The sequence below is a fragment of the Azospirillum agricola genome, from assembly GCF_020005195.1.
Classification (GTDB): Bacteria; Pseudomonadota; Alphaproteobacteria; order Azospirillales; family Azospirillaceae; genus Azospirillum; species Azospirillum agricola.
Genome location: NZ_JAIFZR010000005.1, coordinates 1325751 through 1351275, shown reverse-complemented (window position 1 = coordinate 1351275; position 25525 = coordinate 1325751). Strand labels below are relative to the sequence as shown.

The 25525-nt window shown below is 69.5% G+C and carries 28 protein-coding genes; 16 read left to right on the top strand and 12 right to left on the bottom strand.

Annotated features, from left to right (window positions below; all coding sequences use genetic code 11):
- Nucleotides 1-125 precede the first annotated feature (125 nt).
- Both JN22_RS21445 and JN22_RS21440 read left to right on the top strand, forming a co-directional pair.
- Nucleotides 126-338, top strand: a complete 213-nt coding sequence (locus JN22_RS21445; protein WP_085555858.1) for a hypothetical protein — start codon at nucleotides 126-128, stop codon at nucleotides 336-338.
- Nucleotides 339-399: 61 nt separating this feature from the next.
- A complete protein-coding gene (locus JN22_RS21440; protein ID WP_085555857.1) occupies nucleotides 400-840 on the top strand; it encodes a hypothetical protein in 441 nt (146 codons plus the stop codon).
- Between the two features lie 82 nt (nucleotides 841-922).
- Here JN22_RS21440 and JN22_RS21435 read toward each other — a convergent pair whose 3' ends face one another.
- On the bottom strand, nucleotides 923-2149 hold the full coding sequence (locus JN22_RS21435; RefSeq protein WP_085555856.1) for an MFS transporter: 1227 nt from the start codon (nucleotides 2147-2149) through the stop codon (nucleotides 923-925).
- A gap of 98 nt (nucleotides 2150-2247) precedes the next feature.
- On the opposite strand from JN22_RS21435, the gene JN22_RS21430 reads away from it, so the two are divergent.
- The 4 genes from JN22_RS21430 (at nucleotide 2248) to JN22_RS21415 (ending at nucleotide 4653) form a co-directional block, all read left to right on the top strand.
- Nucleotides 2248-3183 carry a LysR family transcriptional regulator gene (locus JN22_RS21430; RefSeq protein WP_085555855.1) on the top strand — a complete coding sequence of 312 codons (936 nt, stop codon included), beginning with the start codon at nucleotides 2248-2250 and terminating at the stop codon, nucleotides 3181-3183.
- A 115-nt stretch (nucleotides 3184-3298) separates the two neighbouring features.
- Nucleotides 3299-3517, top strand: coding sequence for a hypothetical protein (locus tag JN22_RS21425; RefSeq protein WP_085555854.1), 219 nt, complete (start codon nucleotides 3299-3301; stop codon nucleotides 3515-3517).
- 204 nt (nucleotides 3518-3721) lie between these two features.
- The gene (locus JN22_RS21420) at nucleotides 3722-4291 is read left to right on the top strand and encodes a hypothetical protein (RefSeq protein ID WP_085555853.1); all 570 of its coding nucleotides are present in this window, start codon (nucleotides 3722-3724) and stop codon (nucleotides 4289-4291) included.
- 137 nt (nucleotides 4292-4428) lie between these two features.
- Nucleotides 4429-4653, top strand: coding sequence for a hypothetical protein (locus JN22_RS21415; protein WP_085555852.1), 225 nt, complete (start codon nucleotides 4429-4431; stop codon nucleotides 4651-4653).
- Between the two features lie 45 nt (nucleotides 4654-4698).
- Here the strand turns inward: JN22_RS21415 and JN22_RS21410 are convergent, their stop codons facing one another.
- Nucleotides 4699-6351 carry an NAD+ synthase gene (locus JN22_RS21410; RefSeq protein ID WP_085555851.1) on the bottom strand — a complete coding sequence of 551 codons (1653 nt, stop codon included), beginning with the start codon at nucleotides 6349-6351 and terminating at the stop codon, nucleotides 4699-4701.
- Between the two features lie 244 nt (nucleotides 6352-6595).
- Here JN22_RS21410 and JN22_RS21405 point away from each other — a divergent pair, with 244 nt between their 5' ends.
- Nucleotides 6596-7549 (top strand): hypothetical protein, encoded by a 954-nt coding sequence (locus JN22_RS21405; protein WP_223677836.1) that lies wholly within the window; start codon nucleotides 6596-6598, stop codon nucleotides 7547-7549.
- A gap of 126 nt (nucleotides 7550-7675) precedes the next feature.
- Nucleotides 7676-8086 (top strand): nuclear transport factor 2 family protein, encoded by a 411-nt coding sequence (locus JN22_RS21400; RefSeq protein ID WP_085555849.1) that lies wholly within the window; start codon nucleotides 7676-7678, stop codon nucleotides 8084-8086.
- 3 nt (nucleotides 8087-8089) lie between these two features.
- Here JN22_RS21400 and JN22_RS21395 read toward each other — a convergent pair whose 3' ends face one another.
- The 3 genes from JN22_RS21395 to JN22_RS21385 form a co-directional block, all read right to left on the bottom strand.
- The gene (locus tag JN22_RS21395) at nucleotides 8090-9289 is read right to left on the bottom strand and encodes a serine hydrolase domain-containing protein (protein WP_085555848.1); all 1200 of its coding nucleotides are present in this window, start codon (nucleotides 9287-9289) and stop codon (nucleotides 8090-8092) included.
- 143 nt (nucleotides 9290-9432) lie between these two features.
- Entirely contained in the window at nucleotides 9433-11079 is a 1647-nt protein-coding gene (locus JN22_RS21390) for a glycosyltransferase family 39 protein (RefSeq protein WP_223677835.1), read from the bottom strand.
- Between the two features lie 38 nt (nucleotides 11080-11117).
- On the bottom strand, nucleotides 11118-12191 hold the full coding sequence (locus JN22_RS21385; RefSeq protein ID WP_085555846.1) for a glycosyltransferase family 2 protein: 1074 nt from the start codon (nucleotides 12189-12191) through the stop codon (nucleotides 11118-11120).
- Nucleotides 12192-12546: 355 nt separating this feature from the next.
- Here JN22_RS21385 and JN22_RS21380 point away from each other — a divergent pair, with 355 nt between their 5' ends.
- The 3 genes from JN22_RS21380 (at nucleotide 12547) to JN22_RS21370 (ending at nucleotide 15439) form a co-directional block, all read left to right on the top strand.
- Nucleotides 12547-13254 carry an elongation factor P hydroxylase gene (locus JN22_RS21380; RefSeq protein ID WP_223677834.1) on the top strand — a complete coding sequence of 236 codons (708 nt, stop codon included), beginning with the start codon at nucleotides 12547-12549 and terminating at the stop codon, nucleotides 13252-13254.
- Nucleotides 13255-13344: 90 nt separating this feature from the next.
- Entirely contained in the window at nucleotides 13345-14511 is a 1167-nt protein-coding gene (locus JN22_RS21375; RefSeq protein ID WP_085555845.1) for an ABC transporter substrate-binding protein, read from the top strand.
- 13 nt (nucleotides 14512-14524) lie between these two features.
- The gene (locus JN22_RS21370; protein ID WP_085555844.1) at nucleotides 14525-15439 is read left to right on the top strand and encodes a branched-chain amino acid ABC transporter permease; all 915 of its coding nucleotides are present in this window, start codon (nucleotides 14525-14527) and stop codon (nucleotides 15437-15439) included.
- Here JN22_RS21370 and queC read toward each other — a convergent pair.
- The gene (gene queC / locus JN22_RS21365; protein ID WP_085555843.1) at nucleotides 15379-16119 is read right to left on the bottom strand and encodes a 7-cyano-7-deazaguanine synthase QueC; all 741 of its coding nucleotides are present in this window, start codon (nucleotides 16117-16119) and stop codon (nucleotides 15379-15381) included. The two genes, JN22_RS21370 and queC, sit on opposite strands and share 61 nt — an antisense overlap.
- Before the next feature lie 113 nt (nucleotides 16120-16232).
- Here queC and JN22_RS21360 point away from each other — a divergent pair, with 113 nt between their 5' ends.
- The 4 genes from JN22_RS21360 to JN22_RS21345 all read left to right on the top strand — a co-directional run bounded on the left by JN22_RS21360 (nucleotide 16233) and on the right by JN22_RS21345 (nucleotide 19159).
- Nucleotides 16233-16619: a GxxExxY protein gene (locus JN22_RS21360; protein ID WP_085555842.1), complete on the top strand. Its 387-nt coding sequence runs from the start codon at nucleotides 16233-16235 to the stop codon at nucleotides 16617-16619.
- A 70-nt stretch (nucleotides 16620-16689) separates the two neighbouring features.
- Nucleotides 16690-17691 carry a branched-chain amino acid ABC transporter permease gene (locus tag JN22_RS21355; protein WP_085555841.1) on the top strand — a complete coding sequence of 334 codons (1002 nt, stop codon included), beginning with the start codon at nucleotides 16690-16692 and terminating at the stop codon, nucleotides 17689-17691.
- A complete protein-coding gene (locus JN22_RS21350) occupies nucleotides 17688-18446 on the top strand; it encodes an ABC transporter ATP-binding protein (protein ID WP_085555840.1) in 759 nt (252 codons plus the stop codon). Before JN22_RS21355 ends, JN22_RS21350 begins: the two co-directional genes overlap by 4 nt.
- Nucleotides 18446-19159 (top strand): ABC transporter ATP-binding protein, encoded by a 714-nt coding sequence (locus JN22_RS21345; protein ID WP_085555839.1) that lies wholly within the window; start codon nucleotides 18446-18448, stop codon nucleotides 19157-19159. The genes JN22_RS21350 and JN22_RS21345 overlap by 1 nt, the downstream gene beginning before the upstream one ends.
- 6 nt (nucleotides 19160-19165) lie before the next feature.
- On the opposite strand, the gene JN22_RS21340 is transcribed toward JN22_RS21345, so the two are convergent.
- From JN22_RS21340 to JN22_RS21320, 5 genes are all read right to left on the bottom strand, one after another.
- Nucleotides 19166-19843: a hypothetical protein gene (locus JN22_RS21340; protein WP_085555838.1), complete on the bottom strand. Its 678-nt coding sequence runs from the start codon at nucleotides 19841-19843 to the stop codon at nucleotides 19166-19168.
- Between the two features lie 159 nt (nucleotides 19844-20002).
- Entirely contained in the window at nucleotides 20003-20944 is a 942-nt protein-coding gene (locus JN22_RS21335) for an Hsp33 family molecular chaperone (protein ID WP_085555837.1), read from the bottom strand.
- A gap of 166 nt (nucleotides 20945-21110) precedes the next feature.
- Nucleotides 21111-22040, bottom strand: a complete 930-nt coding sequence (argF, locus tag JN22_RS21330; protein WP_085557280.1) for an ornithine carbamoyltransferase — start codon at nucleotides 22038-22040, stop codon at nucleotides 21111-21113.
- Complete coding sequence (locus JN22_RS21325) at nucleotides 22037-23209, bottom strand: aspartate aminotransferase family protein (RefSeq protein WP_223677833.1); 1173 nt, start codon at nucleotides 23207-23209, stop codon at nucleotides 22037-22039. The genes argF and JN22_RS21325 overlap by 4 nt, the downstream gene beginning before the upstream one ends.
- A gap of 126 nt (nucleotides 23210-23335) precedes the next feature.
- Nucleotides 23336-24139, bottom strand: coding sequence for an ABC transporter permease (locus JN22_RS21320; protein ID WP_085555835.1), 804 nt, complete (start codon nucleotides 24137-24139; stop codon nucleotides 23336-23338).
- Nucleotides 24140-24225: 86 nt separating this feature from the next.
- On the opposite strand from JN22_RS21320, the gene JN22_RS21315 reads away from it, so the two are divergent.
- Nucleotides 24226-24825 (top strand): regulatory protein RecX, encoded by a 600-nt coding sequence (locus tag JN22_RS21315; protein WP_085555834.1) that lies wholly within the window; start codon nucleotides 24226-24228, stop codon nucleotides 24823-24825.
- Nucleotides 24826-25049: 224 nt separating this feature from the next.
- Here the strand turns inward: JN22_RS21315 and rpmB are convergent, their stop codons facing one another.
- Nucleotides 25050-25352, bottom strand: coding sequence for a 50S ribosomal protein L28 (gene rpmB, locus JN22_RS21310; protein ID WP_085555833.1), 303 nt, complete (start codon nucleotides 25350-25352; stop codon nucleotides 25050-25052).
- Nucleotides 25353-25525: the final 173 nt, after the last annotated feature.

Sequence of the window (25525 nt, the reverse complement as noted above, 5' to 3'; positions counted from 1 at the left end):
ATGGGCGACGCATCGGCCCACGCCATCGGCTTCGAGCGGCCGCTTTGACCGGCCCCTTCCTGTCGGCTACGCTCGGACAACGGGGCGAAGAGGCGGGGAACCGGGTGGCAATCCGGGTGAGAAGCATGGCCGATCTGATCGAGACTCTGTGGGATCTGCTGATCGAGAACCGCTTCATCCGCTGGTTCTTCATCGGCCTGCTGACCGGGTTGGTGCTGGTCGGCTGGATGGCTTGGTCCGGCAGCGAGATGGACGCTGCGGACGCGTTGTTGGGAATCCTCGCCAGTGGCGTCCTCGTGCTCGGACTGCGCGTTCTTCTGTGGATCGCTTACGGATAGCGGCGGGAAACAAAACCGTCTCCGCGCCGTTGCCCAAAGCGATTGCCGAAGAGGCCGCCCCGTGCGCAGAAACACAAAACCCGACCACCGCACCGCCGGCGGGCTTGGCGCCCTCCTGGCGGCCGTCCTGTTGACCAGTTCATGCGCCAACCCGCAGGCGGAGCTGGCGCTGCGCGCGCCCACCGCCATGATCGGCATGAGCAAAGGCGATCTTCTGGCCTGCGCCGGCGTGCCGGACCGCTCGATCGCGAACGGCGACACCGAACAATTGACCTATCTGCGGCAGCAGACGCTGGTCGACCGCGATGTCGACTGGGAACCCGATCCCTGGCTCGGGTCGGCCGGGGTGGGGCTCTGGCGCCCCGACGTGACCAGCTTCGTCCGCACCTACCGTTGCGAGGCCAGCATCACGCTTCGCCAGGGGCGGATCGCCGAGATGCGCTACAACCAGGACCGCGATCCCACGCTCTGTTACCCGATCGTCGGCAACTGCGTCCGGTAGCCCGCCCTGTCCCAAAACGGCCGCCGCCGCGCGTCCCGGCAGGGGGACGCGCGGCGGCTTGGTGCTCCGGCCGTTGCCGTGCTCAGCGTGGGCGCACGATCCCCGGCCACAGGCGCAGCAGCAGGGCCGCCAGCGCCGCCACGGTGGCCACCGCGACCACGCCGCCCCAGCCCCAGGTGGCCAACGCCTGGCTGCCCAGCGTCGCGCCGGCCGCCATGCCGATGAACATGCCCACCATCAGCACGGCGTTCAGGCGGCTGCGCGCGGCCGGGTCGATGCCGTAGACGATCGTCTGGTGCGCGATCAGCGAGGCCTGGATGCCGAGGTCGAAACCGATGGCGCTGCCGACGATCAGCCACAGCTGGCCCGAGGCCGGCATCCAGGGCGCCAGCGCCATCGCCGCGAAGGACAGGGCGGCCAGCCCGGCGCCCAGACGGGTGATCAGCTCCGGCCCCCGGCGGTCGGCGATGCGGCCGGCGACCGGCGCCGCCAGGGCGCCCGCCGCCCCCGCCAGACCGAAGGCGCCGGCCGCCGCCGCCCCGAGATGGAAGGGCTCGCCATGCAGCATGACCGCCAGGGTCGACCAGAAGGCGCTGAAGCCCAGCGACAGCAGCCCTTGGGCGATCGCCGCGCGGCGCAGGGCGGGGTGACGGCCCCACAGCGTGACCAGCGACCCCAGCAGGGCGCCGTAGCTCAGCCCCGTCGTCGGCCGGAAGCGCGGCAGCCCGCGCCACAGCGCCGCCATCAGCAGGGCGATGCTCGCCGCCGCCGCCACGAACACGGCGCGCCAGCCGAAATTCTCGGCCACGAACCCGCTCGCCACCCGTGACAGCAGGATGCCGAGCAGCAGGCCGGTCATCACCGTGCCCACCACCTTGCCGCGATGCTCGGCCGGCGCCAGCGTCGCGGCGGCGGGAACGATGTCCTGCGCCAGCGTCGCGGAAAGCCCGAGCGCGAGGCTGGCGGCCAGCAGCACGCCGATCGACGGCGCCACCCCGGCCAGCAGCAGGGCGGCGCACAGCACCCCGGCCTTCGCCAGGATGATGCGGCGCCGGTCGTAGCGGTCGCCCAGCGGCGCCAGCAGCAGGATGCCGATCGCGTAGCCGAGCTGCGTCAGGGTCGGCACCCAGCCGACGCTGCGGTCGTCGGCCTGGATGCTGGCGCCCAGCACGCCGAGCATGGGCTGGCTGTAATAGAGCGACGCCACGGCGAGGCCGGCGCCGGCCGCCAGCAGCAGGACCAGAGGCTGGCCCAGGGACTGGTTCTGGCCGGCCTTCGCCTCTGCATGCGCCAAAGGAATGGAGGACATGATGGAGAGCCCCGGAAGATGTGGACGAACCGGACTATGATCGCCGGCCGCCGCCATCGGTAGCCGCAAGGCGCGTAGATTTGCTATACGTCCAGCGTATGAAGATCGATCTCCTGACCACCGGCACCGACCGGCTCGCGCTGCTTGAGACCTTCGTGCGCATCGTCGAGGCCGGCAGCCTGTCGGCCGCCGCCGCGCAGATGGGCAGCACCCAGCCGACGGTGAGCCGGCGGTTGCAGATTCTGGAACGCTCGCTGGGCGTCCGCCTGCTGCAACGCTCCACCCACGCGATGAAGCTGACCGAGGACGGCGCCCGCTGCTACGAGCGCGGCAAGGAGCTGATCGCCGGTTGGCAGATCCTGGAAAGCGACGTGCGCGGCGCCAGCGACGAGCCGACCGGCCTGCTTCGGGTGGTGGCGCCGCACGCCTTCGGCCAGCAGCAGCTGGTCGGTCCGCTGGCGGAGTATCTGCGGCGCTATCCGGGGATGGCGGTGGAATGGCTGCTGCACGACCGCATGCCCGACTTCGTCGCCGAGGGGGTCGATTGCGCCATCCGGGTGGGCGACGTCCACGACCCGTCGGTCGTGGCGCTGCGGCTGGGCGAGGTGCCGCGCATCGTGGTCGCCGCCCCGTCGCTGCTGGGCGGAGCCCCGCTGCCGGAGCGGCCGGCCGAGCTGGCCGGATTGCCGTGGCTGGCGCTGAACATCTTCTACCGCGACATGGTGGAGCTGACCCACGCGGCGACCGGCGAGACCGAAAGTTTTCCCATCCGGCCGCGCCTGTCCACCGACAGCCTCCACGCGCTGCGCGGCGCCGCCGTGATGGGGCTCGGCGTCGGGATCGCGTCGGGCTGGGCACTCGTCGAGGATCTGGCCGAGGGCCGGCTTCTGCATCTGGCGCCACACTGGCAGGCCCCTCCGGTGCCGGTCCATCTGGTCTACCCGCCGACCCGCTTCCAGCCGGCGCGGCTGCGCCGCTTCATCGAGATCATGCGCGCCACAGTCCCGCAAGCCGTGGGCCGGATGCCAGGCTGAAACGGGGGGCTCCGCCCCCTCCGTCCGGGCGGATTCATCCGGACAGCTCATCTGGACAAGGGATTGTTGCCCGGATTTAGTTCCGGACGGCATCACGCCCACCATGGGGAAGACGATGAACCAGAGCCTGGAACATGTTCTCGACAAGGCGCATGAGAAGAAGTCGCTGAAGGAACTGGCCGAACTGTCGCCGGCCGCCTTGCAGGGAGTGTCCGACAAGGACGCCGAGGCGCTGAAGGCCGCCTTCGGCATCAAGACGATCCGCGACCTCGCGACCAACAAGTTCGTCCTGTGGGCACAGGCGATCAACACCCTGGCCACGGCCGAGAAATGATCGGGCGGGCTGCCGCGGCGCCCGCTGCGGCAGCTTTCCGACGACGGGCTCACGCCCCGACCGCCCATCCGCCCGTGACCATTGCGTGTCCGCGCCGAAAGGGGCGCCCCTACCCCGTCTTGCCCAAGGCCTCGGCAAGAGTTCGTTAACCACAATCGCCCACCCTGACCCCAGTTTCCGGACTTTCTTGCGACGAGGGTGGCGATGACCTGCATTGTGGGCTTGGTGGACGGCGATCGGGTGTGGATGGGCGGCGACAGCGCCGGGGTGAACGGGCTGGACATCACGGTCCGCGCCGACACCAAGGTCTTCCGCAACGGCGATTGCCTGATCGGTTTCACCAGTTCCTTCCGCATGGGCCAACTCCTGCATTACCGGCTGGAGCCGCCGCCGCGCGAGCCCGACGCCGACCTGTTCCGCTACATGGTGGTGGATTTCGTCGACGCCGTGCGCGGCTGCCTGAAGGACGGCGGCTACGCCCACCGCTCCAACGAGGTCGAGACCGGCGGCACCTTCATGGTCGGCTGCGAGGGCCGGCTGTTCACCGTGCAGTCCGACTATCAGGTCGGCGAGGCGGTGCGCGGCTATCACGCCATCGGCTGCGGCTCCGACTACGCGCTGGGCTCGCTCGCCTCGACGGCCGGGCTGGCGCCCGAGGAGCGCCTGCTGAAGGCGCTGGAATGCGCCGAACTGTTCAACGGCGGCGTCCGCGCCCCCTTCACCATCCAATCGGCGGTCCGCCGCCCGCATCTGGCCCTGACCGAAGCGGCGTGATCCACGCCGCATCCGTCGAAGGTCGCAAGGACCGGCGGCGGGCATGGACTGGTCTTCCAAGGAAATGTGGGGTATGCAACCCGCATCCCGCCGCAGAGCGGGAACAGGGAATAACCACAATTTCTTTGGGTGTAGAGATGACGGACCAAGCTGTCTGTGCCGATGCTTACCTTGGCGAGAACGAGAACCCCGCCGACTTGCTGAACAACTGGGGGAATTCCCCGTATTTCGTGTTTCCGGCGATGATCCTCGTCCTGATCATGCCGCTGGCGATCCTCTTCCACCCGACTTGGATCGTCCTGCCGGCCGTGCTCGGGGCCTTCACCATGCTGGGGATCATCATCCACCTGACGCGTGGATGAACCCACCGCCGTGCGGAGGGGGCGTCCCCTTCGCACCGACGCGGATCAGGCGAGGTCGGTGAAGCCGCTGGTGATCGGATGCCGCCGCTCGCGGTTCAGAGGGCGGCGCGCGATCCTCGGACCCGGCGGGCCCTGGCGGCGCTTGCCCTCCGCCGCGTGCAGCATCCGCCACACCCGCGCCACCAGCTCCGCGTCGTGGCCGCGTCCGGCCAAATCCGCCAGCCCCAGATCCCGTTCGACCAGCCCCTCCAGCAGATCGTCCAGCCGCTCGTAGGGCGGCAGCGCGTCCCGCTCGGTCTGGCCGGGTCCGAGTTCCGCCGTCGACGCCTTGGCCAGCACCCGTTCCGGGACCACCCGCCCGGCGGGGCCGCGCGCGCCGGCCGGAACATGGGCGTTGCGCCAGCGCGCCAGCGCGCAGGCCGTCGTCCGGTAGACGTCCTTCAGCACCGCGTAGCCGCCGCAAGGCGTCGCGCGGCCGAGCAACATCTCCGACTTGTCGCCGGTGGCCAGCACCAGCGCGCCGAACTGGTCGGACAGCGCCATCAGCGTCACGTCGCGCGCGCGGGCTTGCAGAGTTTCGGCGGCGACGCCCGGCTCGCGCCCGGCCAAGGCCGGAGCCAGCATCGAATCGAACGCCTTGACGACCGGCGCGATGGGAATGCGGTCGAGCCGGCAGCCCAGCAGTTCCGCCGTCTCTGCGGCGTCCTCCAGGCTGCCCTTCACGGTGTGCGGCGAGGGCATCGTCACCGCATGGACCCGATCGGCGCCCAGCGCGTCGACCGCGATGGCGGCGGTCAGCGCCGAATCCAGCCCGCCCGACAGGCCGATCAGCACGCCGGGGGCATGATTCTTGTTCACGCAATCGCGGACGCCCAGCACCAGCGCCGCGTAGACGGCCTCCAGCCCCTCGGCCGGCGCGATGGTCTCGGCCTCGCGGCACGCCCAGGCTTCGTCGGCCCCGCGCTCCCAGCGGGTCACCAGCAGATGCTCGGCGAAGGAGGGCGCCTGCGCCACCAGCGCGCCGTCGGCGGCCAGCGCGAAGCTGCCGCCGTCGAAGACCAGCTCGTCCTGTCCGCCCACCTGGTTGACGTAGAGCAGCGGCAGGCCGGATTCGATGACGCGATGGACGGCGATCTGGATGCGCTCGTCCTGCTTGCCGGTCTCGAAGGAACTGCCGTTCGGGACGACGATCAGCTCCGCGCCGCTCTCCGCCAGCGTCTCGACCACGTCGGGCGTCCGGATGTCCTCGCACACCGGAATGCCCAGCCGCACGCCGCGCAGATTCACCGGGCCGGGCGGCGGACCGGCCGCGAACAGGCGCGTCTCGTCGAAGACGCCGCAATCGGACAGATCGACCTTGAAGCGCGTCGCCGCGATGCCGCCCCTGTCCAGCAGCAGAACCGTGTTGTACAGCCGGCCTCCCTCGCGCCACGGCGCGCCGACCAGCAGGGCCGGGCCGCCGTCCGCCGTCTCCTCCGCCAGCGCGCGGACCGCCGCCTCGATCCGGTCGAGGAAGAAGGGCTTCAACACCAGATCCTCCGGCGGGTAGCCGGAAACCGACAATTCGGGAAACACCACGAGATCGGCCCCGCGCGCGGCGGCCTCGGCCCGCGCGGCGCGGATGCGGTCGGCGTTCGCGTCGATGTTGCCGACAGTCGGGTTCGTCTGGGCAAGCGCGATGGACAGGCGGTCGGTCATGAGGCGAAGGTCCGGCGGATGCGTTGCGGGCGGCGGCTTTTTCCGACACCCTAACAGCCGCGAAAAGGCGGCGGAAGCCGCGCCACGCCGCAGCGGCATCCCCCGGAAGAAGGATTGGGACCGGAGGCTCTGCGCCATCATTCGTATGAAAACGAACTTCTACCGGGGATTGCGAGATATTTTCCGGAATTAACGTCTGGTAAAGGCTATCGGCGCCACTCTGACGGGCGCGGGATATTTTCTCATGCGGGGGCTTGCCATGTATTACGCGGAACTCACCGGCCCAAGCGGCACACCATCGCTGCTGTCCACCACCACGAGCGGAACCGGCGCGGCCAAGAAGACCACCGAATCGAAAGGCGACGCGAAGGCCGCCGACGCCAAGAGCGGCGGCGCGTCCGGCTCGCCGGCCTACACGATCAGCGAATCGATGGAATCGCTGCTCGACAGCATTTCGGGCCAGGGGGCGAAGGACGCGGCGAAGAGCGCCGGCGCCGACACCAGCTCCAAGAACCTCGACCGCGCCAAGCAGGCGCAGGGGCTGATGCAGAGCGCGCTGGACCACGGCAAGGGCCTCGCCGGCACGTTCGACAAGGCCATCGACACGATGAAGCAGGGGCTGGGCGACATCCTCGGCGCCCTCGGCATGTCGTCGGATGGCGTCGCCGACGCCACCGCCGGTTTCGGCGACGCGATGAAATCCAAGCTGGCCGACCTGGATTTCAGCAAGATGGCGGTGGACATGCAGGCCGCCCGCTCGCAATGGTCGATCGAATCGCACGGGATGGAGTTGAGCATCCAGGACGGCGACCGCAAGGTGCAGATCTCCTTCGCCAAGTCGACGCTGGACTTCCGCAAGGACGAGGCGCGGCTCCAGGCGGGCGGCGGCGGAATGGCGGCCGGCTTCAGCACCACCACGGCGACCGGCAAGTCGACCGGCATCATCGTTCGCGGCGAGGGCTTCAGCGAGGACGAGATCAAGAACATCCTCGGCAAGCTGAACGACATGGCCTCCAAGGCCGGCGGCGACGGGATGAAGGGTCTGGCGGTGCTGAAGCCGACCACCGGCAAGGACGGCATCACCCATCTGAAGCTCGACCTGTCGGTTCCGGTCGAGGGGCTGAGCAGCGGCACCCCCGCCACGACCACGGCCGGCGCCGCCGACGCCAAGCCGCAAAGCGTGAACATCACCGCCTGATTTTTGTCGCGAGGGCCGGCCGGCGGGGGCCGGACCGGCGCTTGCGGCGACCGGCGGTCTTGTCTAAAAGCGGAAGGCGGCGCTCCGGCGGGCGCGCGAAGGGCCACCCGCTCCACGAGACACGTCATGACCGACCGCGACACCCTGCTGGCCTTGAACCAAGCCTTCTACCGGGCCTTCTCCAACCACGACATGCCCGCCATGGAGGCGCTGTGGGCGGAGCGGCTGCCGGTCTCGTGCATCCATCCCGGCTGGGCCGCCCTGTTCGGCCGCGACGCCGTGCTGGCGAGCTGGCGCGACGTGCTGCGGGCGCCAACCGGCGTCACCGTCCATGCCCGCAACGAGCGGGTGATGCTGCACGGCGACACGGCGCTGGTGGTGTGCGAGGAGATGCTGGGCGGCGCCGTGCTGGCGGCGACCAACCTGTTCGCGCGCGAGGATGGCGTCTGGCGCCTCGCCCATCACCAGTCCGGCCCCATCGCCCAGACCCGCGCCGACGTCGAGCGCCCCGCCCCGCCGCCGCGCCGCCTGCACTGATCCTCACTGAACCACCGCCGCGACCTCCGGCCGCGCCTCGAAGCGGCGGACGATGTCGGCGACGACGCTGTCGGCGGTGACGCGGTCGGGATCGCTGTTGGTCAGCGCCACGACCGCCCAGCGGTGGGCCCGCGAGAAGGCGATGTAGGCGTTGAAGCCGCCGGTCGATCCCGAGTGCCAGAGGATCGGGGTGCCATCGGCGGCCCAGGCGACGAACCAGCCCAGCGCCATCGCCCCCGCCCCCAGCGCGCCCGGATCGGCCAGACGGCGGCCGTCCACCTGCACCGACTGGGCGAGCGCCAGCGTCGCCGCCGTTCCGGCTTCGCAACCACCCTTTCCCATATTGATTTCCCCCGCGTTCGGACAATCGCCGAGATTGGCGTGCAGCCAGCGCAGCAGATCGTCGGCGGTCGAATAGAGCCCGAAGGAGGATTGCATCGCCGGCGCCTCCCAATCGGGAACCGCCCGCCCGCGCGCGTGGCCGACCGCCTTGCGGGCGCGCTGCTCGGCGGTCAGGCGAAGCGAGGTGTCCCTCATCCCGAAACGATCCGTCACCACCCGCTTCAGCAGCGTTTCGTAGGACACGCCGGACGCCGCCGTCAGCGCCTCCCCCAGCACCGCCATGCCGACGTTGGAGTAGCGGAAACGGCTGCCGGGCGGCACCGGCAGACTGTAGCCGGACAGCCAGGTCGCCACCTCGTCGCGGGTCAGCGGCTTGTAGGGGTTGCGCGGATCGTCCAGCCGGCTCCAGGAGAAGCGCGGCGTCTCCGGCACGTTGGGCAGGCCGGCGGTGTGGGTCGCCAGATCGCGCAGGCGGATCGGCCGTCCGTCGTAATCGGGAACATGCGGCACCCGCGTCAGGTGGCGCTCCAGCGGATCGGAGGCGTCGAGGCGGCCGCTGCGCATCAGCTCGGCCATGATGGTGCCGGTGAAGGGCTTGGTCAGCGAGGCGATCTGGAAGACGGTGCGCCCGTCCGGCGGGCCGCCGTCCGGCCGGCCGCTGTCGCCGCGTCCGACGACGAGGCTGCGGCCGTCATGGATCACCCCGACCACCAGACTGCCCGGACCGGCCAGCGCCAGCCGGTCGTCGACCAGGCGGGTCACCGTCTCGCGCAGCGTGTCGTAGCCGACCGCCTCGGTCGGCGCCAGCGGAACGCTCCACAGCGCCAGAACCCACGGGATCCCGATCCACAACCGCCGCATCCCCGCCTCCGTCCCGGAAGACCGAGTTCGGAGAGTGGGAAGGCGGCGGCGGTCCCGGTATCCCCGCGTACGGGGATCAGGCTAAGGCGCCGCCGCGGCGCGCCGGGGTAGCCCGATGCCGCGCGCGGACACCGTAGGGGTGGCTATTCCGTCGGAATCTCCGCCGGGGGCGGGCGGCGGTCCTTGACGATCGACAGCGGCACGTCGTCGGCGGCGATCTCGAAGATCGGATGGCCGTCGAGCAGAGACGGGCAGCGCTTGGCCTGGGTGAAGGCCAGGAAGAAGTCGGCCTTGCGCCAGTCCGGCTCGATGCCGTTGACCAGCCGCAGCCAGGGCGGCAGCTCGAAGCGCACCGCCAGCGTGTTGCCGCAGACGGTCAGCGTGTATTGGCGCGGCGGCGGGTGGCCGTCGTTCTCGCGCTCGACATACTCGATGAGTTCCTGGAGCGCCTCGTGCAGGGAGTTGCCCCAGTAGTCCAGCTCGTACTGCCCGTCGGCGCCGCGTACGCCGCCGACGAGCTGGTTGTAGTAGACGTACTGGTTGGGGTGCATCGTGCCGAGCTGCCACGCGTACACCACAGCCACCACCGTCAAGGCCGACGCGAAGCCCTGCCCCAGCGCCCGGCCGCCGCGCTCCGCCAACGTCCACAGCCGGTCGGCGGCGATGGCCGCCATCACCACCATCGGCGGCACCAGGAACAGGAAATGGCGGATGCCGTTGTAGACCGACGGCCGCATCAGGATGAACAGCAGGATCGGCAGGAAGCCGGCCAGCACCAGCGGCGTGTAGCGCACCGCCGTGAAGGCGCCCATCCGCCGCAGGCCGCCGCGCGCCAGCCAGACCGCCGCCATGACGATCGCGGCGGCGACGCCGACCAGCACCGCCTCCGGCACCTTCACCGCCAGATAGACCGGCAGATACAGGGCGGGCGGGTCGTTCGAATGGACCATCTGGCCCATGAACAGGGTCTGGATGTCGATCGGGAAATGCGAGACGACGCGCAGCGCCTCCAGCGGGTTGAGCGGCTTCTGCACCGCCCAGGGCCAGAAGAAGGCCATGATGGCATAGGCGACCGGGATCGCCGGCAACAGCTTGACGAAGGCGAGCCTGGCGTCGTGCAGCACCCAGCGCAGCCCCTCATGCCGGGCGACCAGCGCGAAATGCAGCAGCATGGCGACCGCGAGGTAGAAGCCGGCCAGCACCCCGCCGATGCGGATCGACAGGGTCAGCCCGAGCACCAGCCCGAACTTCAGCACCGCGCTCGGGCTCGGCTTGGGAAGCTGATTGAGGATGCGGGTGGCGAAATAGAGCGTCCACACCATGCCGGCGGCGAACGGCACGTCCTTGGTGTTGTTGAACATCGCGCCGTAATAGACGCCGCTCAGCGCCAGCAGCGCCGCCGCGACGAAGCCCGCGCGCGGACCGGCCAGCAGCCGGGTGTAGCGCCACGTCCCGGCGATGCCCAGCACGCCGACCAGCGCGCAGAGCAGATGCCGCGTCTCGTACTCCTCGAAGGGGGAGATCGGGACGAGCACCGCCGTCACCAGGTCGAACAGCCCGCCATAAAGGTAGAGATCCTTGAAATGGAAGGCCGACCGGTCCTGGAAGCCGCTCATGTAGTAGGAGAGCAGCTTCTTGCCGTAGATGTGCTGGACCTCCTCGTCGGTGCTGATGCCGTAGCTGAGGAAGGTCAGCGCGGCGAGGATCAGCAGACCCAGCAGCAGCGCGCGGGTCAGGTCGTCCCACAGCGCGCCCTCGCGGCGCGGCCGCGGCTCCGCCGGGCTCGCCATGGCAACGCCCGCGGTCGGAGAGCGCTTCGACTGGTGGTTCATCGCCGCCGGTTCCCGCCGAAATCCCTGTTGAAGCCGCCCGGATGATCGTCCCGATCATCCTCGTCCTCGAAACCGTGGGCGGAGCGGACGATGAACAGCGGCCGTCCCTTCACCTCGGCGAAGACGCGGCCCAGATAGTCGCCGATGATCCCCAGCGTGATGAGCTGGATGCCGCCCAGGAACAGCACCGCGACCAGGAGCGATTCGTAGCCGGGCACGTCGATGCCGTGGAACAGCGTGCGCACCAGACGGATCAGGATGTAGACGAAGGCGACGCCCGACAGCGCCATCCCGACGAGACTCCACACCCGCAAGGGGAAGGTGGAAAAGGCGGTCAGACCGTCGAACGACAGGCGCAGCAGCTTCAGGAAGCCCCATTTGGTGTCGCCGCCGGCGCGCTCCCCCTGCTCGTAGGGGATGGCGGCCTGGCGGAAGCCGACCCAGGCGAAGATGCCCTTCATGAAGCGCGTGCGCTCCGGCATCCGGTTGATGACCTCCACCACCTTGCGGTCCATCAGGCGGAAGTCGCCGACCTCGCGCGGCAGCTTGATCTCCGACAGATGGTCGAAGATCCAGTAGAACATCCGGGCGAACAGGCGGTGCTTCAGGCTCTGCCCGACCCGCGCGTGGCGCACGGCGACGACCACGTCGTAGCCCTCGCGCCACTTCTCCAGGAAGGCGGGCAGCAGTTCGGGCGGGTGCTGGAGGTCGGCATCCATCGGCACCACGGCGTCGCCGGTGGTCCGCGCCAGACCGGCCGACAGCGCCAGCTCCTTGCCGAAGTTGCGCGACAGGTCGACCACCTTGATCCGGTTGTCGCGGTCGTGCGCGTCGAGCAGCCGGTCGAGCGTGTCGTCGCGGCTGCCGTCATTGACGCAGACGACCTCCCAATCGACGTTCAACCCGTCCAGCGCCGGGGTCAGGCGGTCGAACAGGGCGGCGATGTTGGCGCCTTCGTTGAAGAAGGGGATCACCACCGAGAGGCGGGTGCGGTGCGGCCGGTTCACCCGTTGGGCGGCGTCGCCGCGAACGGCCGGTGCGGCCGGGGTGGGCGCGTCGGAAAGGGACATGGCCAGCCGTCAGGGTCCGTGCGTCGGAAGCCGGGAATGCGGGACGTCGGCGACGGCCCCGGCCGGCCGCTTCGCCCTTCGGCGTATATCATGATCCATGGGAATGTTCAAAACGCCTCTCTTGTGACCGGAAACGGCACAAAAAACGGCCCGGCGCCCCCCTTGGGGCCGGCACCGGCGCCGCCCCGATCCGGCTCCGCACCGATCAACATCCAGCATCGCCCTTTATTCCGCTCCGCGAAAGCCGGGGGGAACCAGGATGCGGCCCCCCGGGGGCCCTTTCGCAACCGCAGCGACGCCCGGACCGCCCATATTCCGCTTGCGCGCGGTTCCGCCCTTCGCGCACATAGTCGTCATGATCCTCACCCCCATCGCCATCGACGACATGCCGAAGGCCATCGCCGCCTTCGAAGCCCATCTGGACGGCCACGCGCAAGCGCTGGCCGCCTTCCGGCGGATCGCCGGAACCTGGCCGGTCCGTCCGGCCGGAGAGCCGGGCGGCGGCGTCGACACGCCGGAGCACCGAGCCGAGGCGGTGCGGCTGGCCCACGCCCACGGCATCGACACGCTGGACGAACAGCCGAGCCGCTCCTTCATGTGGGATGGCAAGGTGATCCGCACCGACGTCGAGGCGACCGTCATCGTGCACGAGGTGACCCACTGGCTGTGCGCGGCGCCGGAGCGGCGCACGCTGATCGACTACGGCCTCGGCCCCGGTCCGGAGACCACCGCCCGCAAGGAGGCGCGCGCCGACAAGCGCCTGTGCTTCGAGGACTGCATGCACGAGGAGCAGCAGACCTCGCTGCTCGGCGTGCTGTGGGAGGTCGAGCTGGGCCAGCCCGGCATCCTGGCCTTCCTGGAGCAGAACTGGATGGAGCATTGGGAGCGGCCGAGCACCGCCGCCTTCTTCATCCGCCACGCCGAGGAGCTGTTCGCGCGCGGCCTGATCGACGCCGACGGCCGCCCGACCACCGCGCGCCCCTGGGCCGACGCGCGGCGGTCCGGCTCGCCGGAGGCCCGCCGCCTGGAGACCGGGCGCGAGACCGGACGCCGCGCCGCATGACCCGCCTTTCCTGACCGCCCTTTCCAACCGCCGGGGCGGCGGGTCCCGCCGCTCCTCCCCCTGACGACCCCCGTGGAGGCTGGACCGCCGATGACCCGCTCGCTTCTCGCCCTGACCTCTGTCGCCCTGCTGGCCGCCTCGCCCGTGCTCGCCGACCCGCTGAAGGTCGGCATGATCACCACCCTGTCGGGGCCGGGCGCCGGGCTGGGCATCGACATCCGCGACGGCTTCGCGCTGGCGACCGAGCATCTCGGGGGCAAGCTGGGCGGGCAGGACACGCAGATCGTCGAGGCCGACGACCAGCAGAAGCCGGACGTCGCCGTTGGCCTGGCCAACCGCATGGTCGAGCGCGACCGGGTCAACGTCGTCACCGGCATCGTCTGGTCCAACCTGGCGCTCGCCATGATGCCGACGCTGGCCGCTGGAAAGACCCTGTTCGTCAGCCCCAACGCCGGCCCGTCGCAGCTCGCCGGCAGCCAGTGCAACCCGTATTTCTTCAACGTCGCCTATCAGAACGACACCATCCACGAGGCGATGGGCAAGCATGTCCAGGACGCCGGCTTCAAGAAGGTCTATCTGCTGGCGCCGAACTACCCGGCGGGCAAGGATTCGCTGGCCGGCTTCAAGCGCTACTACAAGGGCACCGTGGCCGGCGAGGTCTACACCCAGGTCGGCCAGCTCGACTACGCCGCCGAGCTGGCGCAGTTGAAGGCGGCGGCGCCCGACGCGGTCTTCGCCTTCTACCCCGGCGGCATGGGCATCAACTTCATCAAGCAGTTCGAGCAGGCCGGGCTGAAGGGCGCCACGCCGCTGTTCGGCCCCGGCTTCTCCTTCGACCAGGACATCCTGGCGGCGGTCGGCGAGGCGGCGCTCGGCGCCAAGAACTCGGCGCAGTGGAGCCCCGACCTCGACACCCCGGCCAACGCGACGTTCGTCAAGGACTTCAAGGCCAAGTTCAACCGCATCCCCTCGATGTACGCGGCCCAGGGCTACGACGCGGCGCTGCTGATCGACGCGGCGGTCAAGGGCGTCGGCGGCGACCTGAAGGACAAGGACAAGCTGCGCGCCGCGATGAAGGCCGCCAAGTTCGACGGCCTGCGCGGATCGTTCCGGCTGAACAACAACCAGTTCCCGATCCAGAACGTCTATCTGCGCGAGGTGGTGAAGGGGGCCGACGGCGCCATCACCAACAAGCTGGCCGGCACCGTCTTCACCGACCACGCCGATTCCTACGCCAAGGACTGCGCGATGAAGTGAGGACGGCGCCGTCATGGACCTCCTGCTTCTCGCCGAACAGGGGCTGAACGGGCTACAACTGGGGGTGATGCTGTTCCTGATGGCGGCCGGGCTGACGCTCGTGTTCGGCATCATGGATCTGATCAACCTCGCCCACGGCTCCTTCTACATGGTCGGCGCCTATCTGACGGCGGCGCTGGTGCCGGTGCTCGGCGGCTTCCTGCCGGCGCTGGCGGTCGCTGTCCTGCTGACGGCGCTGCTCGGGCTGGCGGTGGAGGCGGTGGCGCTGCGCACGCTCTACCGCCGCGACCATCTGGATCAGGTGCTGGCGACCTTCGGGCTGATCCTGTTCTTCAACGAGCTGATCCGCATCCTGTTCGGCCCGGTGCCGATCTTCCTCAACCCGCCGGCGGCGCTGGCCGGCACGGTCGATCTGTGGGGGCTGACATACCCGGCCTTCCGGTTGGCGATCCTCGGGACCGGGCTGGCGGTGGCGCTGGGTCTGTGGCTGCTGATCGCCAAGACGCGGGTCGGCATGCTGATCCGCGCCGGCGCCACCAACCGCGAGATGGTGATGGCGCTGGGCGTCGACGTGCGGCTGCTGTTCGGTCTGGTCTTCGCGCTCGGCTGCGGGCTGGCCGGGCTGGCCGGAGCGATGGCCGGGCCGGTGCTGGCGGTGCAGGTCGGCATGGGCGAGCAGATCCTGATCCTGACCTTCGTCGTGATCGTGATCGGCGGCATCGGCTCGATCCGCGGCGCCTTCGCCGGGGCGCTGCTGGTGGGCGTGGTCGACACGCTGGGCCGCGCCCTGCTGCCCGCCAGCTTCCGGCTGGTGATGGACGCCGCCAGCGCCAACGCAGCGGGTGCGGCGGCGGCGTCGATGGCGATCTACGTGCTGATGGCGCTGGTGCTGGCCGTCCGCCCCAAGGGGCTATTTCCGGCGGCGTAACGGATCGGGTCGGTCATTCCGGCCTCGGAAAAGCCCTTCAACCGCAACAGGCAGCTGTCGCAGGTGCCGCAGGAGGTCCCGTCCGGCGCCGGGTCGTAGCAGGAGTGGGTCAGGCTGTAGTCGACGCCCAGTTCCAGCCCGCGCCGGACGATCGCCGCCTTGTCCAGCGTCATCAGCGGCGCGTGGATCTTGAAGCGGCTGGTGCCCTCCACCCCGGCCTTGGTGGCGAGGTTGGCGAGAGTCTCGAAGGCGGCGATGTATTCGGGCCGGCAGTCGGGATAGCCCGAATAGTCCAACGCGTTGACGCCGATGAAGAGGTCCTGCGCGCCGAGCGTCTCGGCCCAGGCCAGCGCGAAGGACAGGAACACCGTGTTGCGCGCCGGCACATAGGTGACGGGGATGTCGGCGCCGAGGTCGGCGGCGGTCTCGTGCTTGGGTACGTCGATGGAGTCGGTCAGGGCCGAACCGCCGAAGGCGCGCAGATCGATGTCGGCGACGACGTGCCGCTCGACGCCCATGGCGGCGACCACCCGGCGGGCGGCGTCGAGTTCCACCGAATGGCGCTGTCCGTAGCGGAAGCTCAGCGCGTTGACCCGGTAGCCCTCATGCCTGGCGATGGCGAGCACCGTCGTCGAATCGAGCCCGCCACTGACCAGAACCACCGCATCCCTGGTTGTCATCACGCTTGTCCTTTCGCCAAATCCGGAGAGCCGGCATACTTGCTCTTGCTGTCCCGAACATTCCATCTGAGGAAGGCAGGGGTTTTGACACAGATGAACACAGATAGACACAGATGAACACGGATGCGGAAATCCCCGCCGACAAGGATCCGCTGACACAAGCGGTGATTGGCGCCGCGTTCGAGGTCGCGAACATCCTGGGGCGCGGCTTTCTGGAGGCGGTCTATCGCAAGGCGTTGGCGCACGAACTCCGATCCCGTGGGCTTCCGGTGCGCGAAGAGATCGAATTCAAGATCGATTACAAGGGTGTCCATGTCGGACGCTATGTCGCCGACATGATCGTCGCCGAGAGCATCATCATCGAAATCAAGGCGGCGGATGCCATCATCCCCGCCCATGTCGGCCAGACGTTGAATTATCTGCGCGCCAGCGGCTTGCAGAAGGGGCTCATCCTGAACTTCGGCTCTTCCCGATTGGGCTTCAAACGAGTGGTGCTGTAACGGAAAACCGCCCACGCATCACCGTTCATCTGTGTTTATCTGTGTTCATCTGTGTCAGAAAACAGCCGACATGCCCGCCCTGACCCGCTCCCGCATCGCCCTGGCCGTTCTGCTGATCGCCGCCCTCGCCCTGCCGAGCGTCGCGGCCTGGATGGACGAGCCCTTCTATCTGCGGCTCGGCGCCCGCATCCTCGTCTTCGCGCTGGCCGCCGTCAGCCTCGACCTGATCCTCGGCTTCGGCGGGATGGTCAGTTTCGGGCACGCCGCCTTCGTCGGGATCGGCGGCTACGCCGTCGGCATCCTCTTCGCCCACCAGGCCGAGGGCTCCACCCTGTTCGGCTGGCCCGGCACGACCAACGGCTTCATCGTCTGGCCGCTCGCCATGCTGGCCGGGGCGCTGGCGGCGCTGCCGATCGGGGCGATCTCGCTGCGCACGACCGGCGTGCCCTTCATCATGATCACGCTCGCCTTCGCGCAGATGCTGTTCTACCTGATGACCGGGCTGAAGGCCTATGGCGGCGACGACGGCGTCGCGCTGTGGAGCCGCTCGACCTTTCCCGACGGCCCCAACATCGCCGATCACGCCACCTTCTACTATGTGGCGCTCGGCCTGCTGCTGGCAGCGCTGCTGCTCGGCTGGCGTCTGGTGAACTCGCGCTTCGGCCGCGTCCTCCGCGGCGCCAAGGACAACGAGCGGCGGATGCGGGCGCTCGGCTACCCGGTCACCCGCTACAAGCTGGCCGCCTTCGTCATCGCGGGGGCCCTCGCCGGGCTGGCCGGCGCCCTGCTCGCCAACGCCACGATGTTCGTCGGCCCGCAATATCTGCATTGGAGCCGATCCGGCGACCTGATCGTGATGGTCGTGCTGGGCGGCATCGGCACGCTGATCGGCCCGGTGCTGGGTGCGGCCGCCCTGCTGCTGCTGGAGGAATACGTCCCCGAGCTGATGAACCTCGCCCACGCCGGGCTCGGCGAACATTGGAAGATCGTGCTCGGCCCCATCCTGCTCGGGCTGGTGCTGTTCGCCCGCAAGGGCCTGTGGGGCGTCATCGCCGGGAGCCGCACGCCATGACCGTCCCGCTTCTGGAAGCCCGCGCGCTGGTGAAGCGCTTCGGCGGCCTGAACGCCACCGACCGCCTGTCGCTGAGCGTGGCAAAGGGCGAACTCCACGCCCTGATCGGTCCCAACGGCGCCGGCAAGACCACCCTGATCGGCCAGCTTTCCGGCGAGCTGAAACCCGACGAGGGCCGCATCCTGTTCGACGGCCGCGACGTCACCGCCCTGCCCGTCCACAAGCGCGCCCAGCGCGGCCTCGCCCGCAGCTTCCAGATCACCTCGGTCTTCCCCAGCTTCACGGCGCTCGACAACGTGGCGCTGGCGGTGCAGGCCCACGCCGGCCACAGCTTCCGCTTCTGGCGCGACGCCGCCCGCGACCGCCGCCTGAGCGACCCCGCCCGCGCGGTGCTGGAACGGGTCGGGCTCGGCCCGCGCGGGAACACCCCGGCCTCGGCGCTGGCCCATGGCGAAAAGCGGCAACTGGAACTGGCGATGGCGCTTGCCACCGGCCCGAAGCTGCTGCTGCTCGACGAGCCGATGGCCGGCATGGGGCCGGAGGAATCCGCCCGCATGGTGCGGCTGCTCGCCGAGCTGAAGGGCGGCGTCACCATCCTGCTGGTCGAGCACGACATGGACGCGGTGTTCGCGCTGGCCGACCGCATCACCGTGCTGGTGCGCGGGGCGGCTCTGGCGACCGGCGCACCGGCCGCGATCCGCGCCGACGCCGCGGTGCGCGAGGCCTATCTCGGCGACGAGCGGGAGGCGGTGTGATGGAGTCCCCCCTGCTGCACATCGACGGGCTGACCGCCGCCTACGGCCAAAGCCAGGTCCTGTTCGGCATGTCTCTGTCGGTCGGGGCCGGCGAGGTCGCCACCCTGATGGGCCGCAACGGCATGGGCAAGACGACGACGATCCGCTCGATCCTCGGCCTGATGCGCCCGACCGGCGGCAGCCTGCGCTTCGAGGGCGCGGAGCTGTCCGGCCAGCCGCCGCACCGCATCGCGCGGGCCGGCATCGCGCTGGTGCCGGAAGGCCGGCAGGTCTTCCCCACCCTGACCGTGCGCGAGAATCTGATCGCCACCGCCGCCAACCGGCATAACCGTCCCAATCCCTGGACGGTCGAGCGCGTCCACGCCCTGTTCCCGCGTCTGGCCGAACGCGCCGGCAACCTCGCCCGCAACCTGTCGGGCGGCGAACAGCAGATGCTCGCCATCGGCCGCGCCCTGATGACCAACCCGAAGCTGCTGATCCTCGACGAGGCGACCGAGGGGCTGGCGCCGCTGGTCCGCGCCGAGATCTGGACCTGCCTCGCCCAGTTGAAGGCGGAGGGTCAGGCGATCCTGGTGGTCGACAAGACGGTGGCGGCGCTGGCCCGCCTCGCCGACCGGCACCACGTCATCGAGAAGGGCCGTCTGGCCTGGAGCGGCGACTCGGCGGCCCTGCTGGCCGATCCCGGCCTGAAGGAGCGCTACCTCGGCGTCTGAACGCCCCTACCCCGGCGGAACCCTCTCCGACGGCGCCTGCACCCAGGCGGCGTACTGGGCGCGCAGCAGCTCGAACGCCGCGACCAGCCCGACCGCTCCGGCATAGGCCGTCAGCAGCAGCCGCTCCGGCGGCAACCCGGCCTGGACGCTGGCCAGCAGCGAGCCGAGGAACGGTCCGCCGACCAGCACCGCCCCCAACCACAGCGGCTCGCCCGACAGCCAGCCGCCCAGCACCCGCCGCGTCGCCCGCGACAGGCACAGGACCCGCCCAGCCTTGCGCTCCAGCGCCTCCAGGCTGCCCGCCCGCAATTCGGCGACCCGTCCGCCGGCGCGGTCGAGAAACACGACGGCAACCTTCAGCCCGTGCCGCCGCACCGACGCCCGCACCGCGCCGCCCGGTGCCCCGTTGCCCAGCAGGGTGTCGAGCAGGATGGCGTTGCCGCCGAGGCTCGGCAGGGCGTCGCGCACGGCGTCCGGCATCCCGCCCCAGGCGGCGAGCGCGCTCACCAGCCGGTCGGCGTCGTCGCAGGGCAGGTTGTCCTCATGAAGCAGCCGCCCGCCGGGGCCGGTGACGCGCAGCGCCAGCACCCCCTCGGCCGGGTCGTGCTGGCCGTGAACGCGGCGGCCGTCTTCGGCCACGTAGGAGAAGCGCAGCGCACCGTCATGGCGATCCAGCGTGTTCATGGCGGCGGCATCCCCCCGGCGGAGCTTAATTCGGTCGAACGTCCAACAACCAGGACGCACGAACGGCCAGCGGAGGGGCAGTGCGCAAAAGTGGAACGCCGAAAAGGCCGTCCGAAGGGAGATCGGGAAGGCGGCCTTTTCGGCCGGACGCCTGGGGCTTTAAGCCCCGGCGCCGTACACGCGGTCGAGATCCGCGTCGGTGAAGTGGTAGTCGGTCGAGCAGAACTGGCAGGTCACCTCGACCCGGCCGTCGTCGATCTTCAGCTCCTGCACTTCCTCGCGCGGCAGGCTCTGCAACATCGTCTCCACCCGCTCGCGCGAGCAGCGGCAGCCGAAACGCAGGCCGTGCTCGGCGTAGGTGCGCACGCCGTCCTCGTGGAACAGGCGGTACAGCAGGTCGGCCGCCGGCAGGTCGCGGTCCAGCAACTCCTCGCCGGTCACGCTCGCCATCAGCGCCATGGCGCGGCGCCAGTCGTCCTCGTCGTCCGACGCGAGGACGCCCTGCTCCTGCGGCAGGCGCTGCACCATGATGCCGCCGGCCCGCCAGCCGCCCGGCGTGCCGTCCGGGTTGGTCGCGCGGTCCACCGCCACCGTCAGGCCGGTGTCGATCTGCTCCGACTGGCGGAAATAATGCTGGACGCAGTCGGTCAGAGTCTTGCCGTACAGCTCGACGATGCCCTGGTAGCGGTCGGTGTCCGGACCCTGGTCGACCGTGAAGGCGATGTAGCCCTTGCCGAGCAGCGCCGCCGCCGGGGCGATGTCGACGTCCCGCTCGGCCTTGGCGAGTTCCGCCGCGTCGAACTGGGCGTAGGCGCGCACGTCGCCGACCGAGGTCACGTCGGCCACCATCATCTTGACGGCGCCCTCGCCCTTGGTCTGGAGCGTGAAGATCCCCTCATACTTCAGCATGCTGGCGAGCAGCACGGCGAGTGCGGCCGTCTCCGCCAGGAAGCGGGCGATGGTCGGCGGGTAGTCGTGGCGCGTCAGAATCTCGTCGATGGCCGGGCCGAGCTTGACCATGCGGCCGCGCAGCCGGGACGCCTCGATCTGAAAGGGCAGCACCAGATCGTCGGCGAGAGGACGGACGGAAGGATCGTCCATGAACGGATTCCTTGGCAAAAGACCGGAACGAAGGGCGAAAGGACCAAGATCGGCGCGGCCATGGGCCGAATCAAGGTGGGGTGGAGTCGGGTTGGGCAGGGCACCCATGCAAAACCCCTCTTCCACAGGGGAAGAGGGGTCATGAAGCCGGACGAGGCAGCGGTCGTTACGCCTTGGCGCCCATGCACCAGGCCAGGATCGCCTTCTGGGCGTGCAGGCGGTTCTCCGCCTCGTCCCAGACCACCGAATGGCGGCCGTCGATCACGCCGTCCGTCACCTCCTCCCCGCGATGGGCGGGCAGGCAGTGCATGAACAGCGCGTCGGGGTGGGCGCGATCCATCAGCGCCTCGTTCACCTGATAGGGGGTGAGGATCGCCGCGCGCTCGTCCACGTCGGTGTTGTGCATCGAGGCCCAGGCGTCGGTGATGACGCACTCGGCGCCGCGCACCGCCTCCTCCGGCCTGTCGGTGACGACGAGACGGCCGGTGCCCTCCGCCTTCGCCCAGTCCAGCAGCGCCTGCGGCACGCCGTACCGCGCTGGGCAGGCCAGACGGAACTCGAAGTCGAAGCGCACGGCGGCGTGCGCCCAGCTCACCGCCACGTTGTTGCAGTCGCCGGTCCAGGCCACCACCCGCCCGTTGATCGGGCCGCGATGCTCCTCGAAGGTCATCACGTCGGCCATGATCTGGCAGGGGTGGGTCTGGTCGGTGAGGCCGTTGATGATCGGGATGCTGGCGTGGGCGGCCAGCTCGTGCACCCGCTCCTCGCCGGTCGTCCGCACCATCACCGCGTCGACGAAGCGCGACAGCACGCGCGCGGTGTCGCCGATGGTCTCGCCACGTCCGAGCTGCATGTCGTCGGGCTTCAGCACGACGACGTTGCCGCCGAGCTGGCGCATGCCGACCTCGAACGACACGCGGGTGCGGGTCGAGGGCTTCTCGAAGATCAGCGCCAGCGTCTGCCCGGCCAGCAGGTCGGCGTGGGCGTTGCGGTCCTTCTTGAACGCGGCCTTGATGGCGACGGCGCGGTCGAGGATGCGGCGGAGCGTCTGCGAATCGAGCCGGTCGACGTCGAGGAAATGCCGGACATTGCTCATGCCGTCCACTCCCGCGCGGTCTGGTCGAGGATGGCGACGGCCTCCTCCACCTGCTGTTCGGTGATGATCAGCGGCGGCAGCAGACGGACGACGTTGTCGCCGGCCGGGACCGACAGCAGGCCGTTGGCGCGCAGCTTCGCCACCACGTCGCCGACCGGCTGGCCGAGCTTCAGCCCGAGCAGCAGGCCCTGGCCGCGCAGCTCCAGGAAGAAGGCCGGGTGCTTGGCGATCAGATCCGTCAGGCGGCCCTGGAGAACCTCCGCGATGCGTTGCACGCCGTCGAGGAAGCCCGGCTCCAGCACGACGTCGAGCACGGCGTTGCCGACGGCGGTCGCCAGCGGGTTGCCGCCATAGGTCGAGCCGTGGGTGCCGGCGGTCATGCCGGACGCCGCGCGCTCGGTGGCGAGGCAGGCGCCGAGCGGGAAGCCGCCGCCGATGCCCTTGGCGATGGCCATGACGTCCGGCGTGATGCCGGCCCACTCATGGGCGAACAGCTTGCCGGTGCGGCCGACGCCGGTCTGGATCTCGTCGAAGAACAGCAGCAGGCCGAACTCGTCGCAGACCTCGCGCAGGCCGCGCAGGAACTCGACCGAGCCGGTGCGGATGCCGCCCTCGCCCTGGATCGGCTCGACGCAGATGCCGCCGGTCTCCGGGGTGATGGCGTTGCGCAGCTCGTTCAGGTTCCCGAAGGCGACCTGGTCGAAGCCGTCGAGCAGCGGGCCGAAGCCCTTAACCAGCTTCTCCTGCTTGGCGGCGGAGATCGACGCAATGGTGCGGCCATGGAAGGCCTGCTCGAAGGTGATGATGCGGGTCTTCTGCGGGTTGCCGTTCTCGTAATGATACTTGCGGATCGTCTTGGCGCCGCACTCCCACGCCTCGGCGCCCGAGTTCGTGAAGAACACGGTGTCGGCGAAGGTCACCTCGGTCAGGCGCTTGGCGAGGCTCTCCTGCCCGGCGACGCGGAACAGGTTGGAGGTGTGCCAGACCTTGTTCGCCTGCTCGGTCAGCGCCTTGATGAGATAAGGATGCGCGTGACCCAGGGCGTTCACCGCGACGCCGGCGGCGAAGTCGAGGAATCGTCGCCCGTCGGTCGCGTAGAGGTACGGACCTTCGCCCCGCTCGAAAACGACATCGGCGCGGGCGTATGTGGGCATAACGACGGGGATCACGGCTTGGGCCTCCCAAAACGGAAAAGCCCGGCGGACATCCCTGCCCGCCGGGAAGCGGCAAATATCCGGAGATCGATAGGTTCTGTCAACGGATTGCGGCCGGAATCCTCGCGGATTCCAGTGGTTTCACGCCTTCAGCTTGTAACCGGTCTTGAACATGCGCCACGCCAGCCACCACAGCGCGGCGTTCACCCCCAGCATCACCGCGACACCCAGCCACAGCGACCCGTCCGAGTGGCCGATGAAGCCGTAGCGGAAGCCGTCGATCATGTAGAAGAAGGGGTCGAAATGGGCGATCCACCAGAAGACCGTCGGCAGCGTGTCCAGCGAATAGAAGGTACCCGACAGGAAGGACAGCGGCGTCACCACGAAGTTGGTGACGGCGGCGATGTTGTCGAACTTCTCCGACCACACGCCGCCGATCAGCCCGACCAGCGACAGCAGCATCGAGGCCATCACCGCGTGGAACAGCACGAAGCCGGGGTGCGGCATGTGCAGCGGCACGAAGGCCCAGATCGCCAACCCGGTGACCAGCCCGACCACGACACCGCGCGTGACGCCGCCCAGCACGAAACCGCTGACCAGCTCCATCGGCGACAGCGGCGGCATCAGGATGTCGACGATGTTGCCCTGGACCTTGGCGATCACCACGGAGGAGGATGTGTTGGCGAAGGCGTTCTGCACCATCGCCATCATCATCAGGCCGGGGGCCAGGAACTCCAGGTAGGGCGTCGGTCCGATCATCCGCACGGCCGAGCCCAGCGACAGCGCGAAGACCGCGTAATACAGCATCGTCGTCACCACCGGCGCCCAGACGGTCTGCTGGTGGACCTTGACGAAGCGACGCACCTCGCGGGCGTAGAGCGTCCACAGGCCGATCCAGTTGACGGACCCGATGGCGCGCGGCATGGGAGGAAGGGGATGGGTCATCGCGTCACGATTTCACACAAGGGAAAGGCGACGGACTGTACGGCCCACCGACCGACCCGGCAACCACCGCCGCCACGAGGACAGCCATGACACGCGACACCCCGCCCGGCCGCCCGGCCTCGCCGCGGGACGCCAAGCCGGCAGCCAAGCCGGTCAAGCGCGTGACCCCGCAGTATCTGGAGAACGCGGCGCTGCATTACCTGGAGCGCTTCGCCAGCTCCACCGCCAACCTGCGCGCCGTTCTGATGCGCAAGGTCCGGCGCTCCGCCCAGGCCCACGGCACCGACCCCGAGGAGGGCGCCGGCTGGGTCGAGGATCTGCTGGCCCGCTACGTCCGCAGCGGCCTGCTGAACGACGAGACCTACGCGCGGATGCGCACGGAGAGCCTGCACCGGCGCGGCGCCTCGACCCGCGCCATCGCCCAGAAGCTGGCGGTCAAGGGGATCGGCCGCGACGAGGCGGACAAGGCATTGGAGACTCTGCGCGAGGATGTCGGGCCGGACTTGGACCTGACGGCGGCGCTGGCGCTGGCCAGGCGGCGGCGACTCGGGGTCTACCGGCTGCCGGAGGCGCGGGCCGCGCACCGGGAGAAGGACATGGCGGCGCTGGGCCGCGCCGGATTCGGCTATGAGATCGCCCGCCGGGTGGTGGACGCCGAATCGCCGGAGGATGTGCTGGAGGAGTGAAGTGACGAAGCTTCGAAAAGCCCCTCTCCCCTTTTCCCGCAGGGGGAGAAGGGTTTAAAATCCTTCCCCCGGACACGACGAAACGCGCGATGCCCTTTCGGATATCGCGCGCCGCTCTCTACCGGGAGTCGGATTCGTCGTGCAGGCGTCCTGAGATCTTGCGAAATCTTACCGGCGGAACGGCGATGCGTTCCGCCTTTTTCAGCACACCGAACGTGGAGAGATCAGGCCGCGGCGGCCTGGGCCTTCTCCGTGGCCTTGGCGATGCGGCGCTTCACGCGGCGGGCGTCATCGCTCAGCACCGCGTCCTTGGCGTCGAGCAGGAAGGCGTCGAGGCCGCCCTTGTGCTCGATCGAGCGGATCGCGTGCACCGAGAGGCGCAGACGCACCAGCGAACCCAGCGCGTCGCTCAGCAGCGAGGTGTCCTGGAGGTTCGGCTGGAAGCGGCGACGATTCTTGTTGTTGGCATGGCTGACGTTGTTGCCAAACTGCGTGCCTTTGCCAGTCACGGAGCACCGACGTGCCATCGGACTAATCCTTTACTTTAGAGCAAATGAAACCCGGTAACGGACGGAGAGCCGCCCGAAGGAGGCCGCTATATAGTCGAACAAAAGAGGAGCCGTCAAGGACGGATCCGCGAGAACAATCCACGAGAACCGGAGTCCCCGCGGAGTCGAGCCGGGCGCCGTCTCTCTCCTGC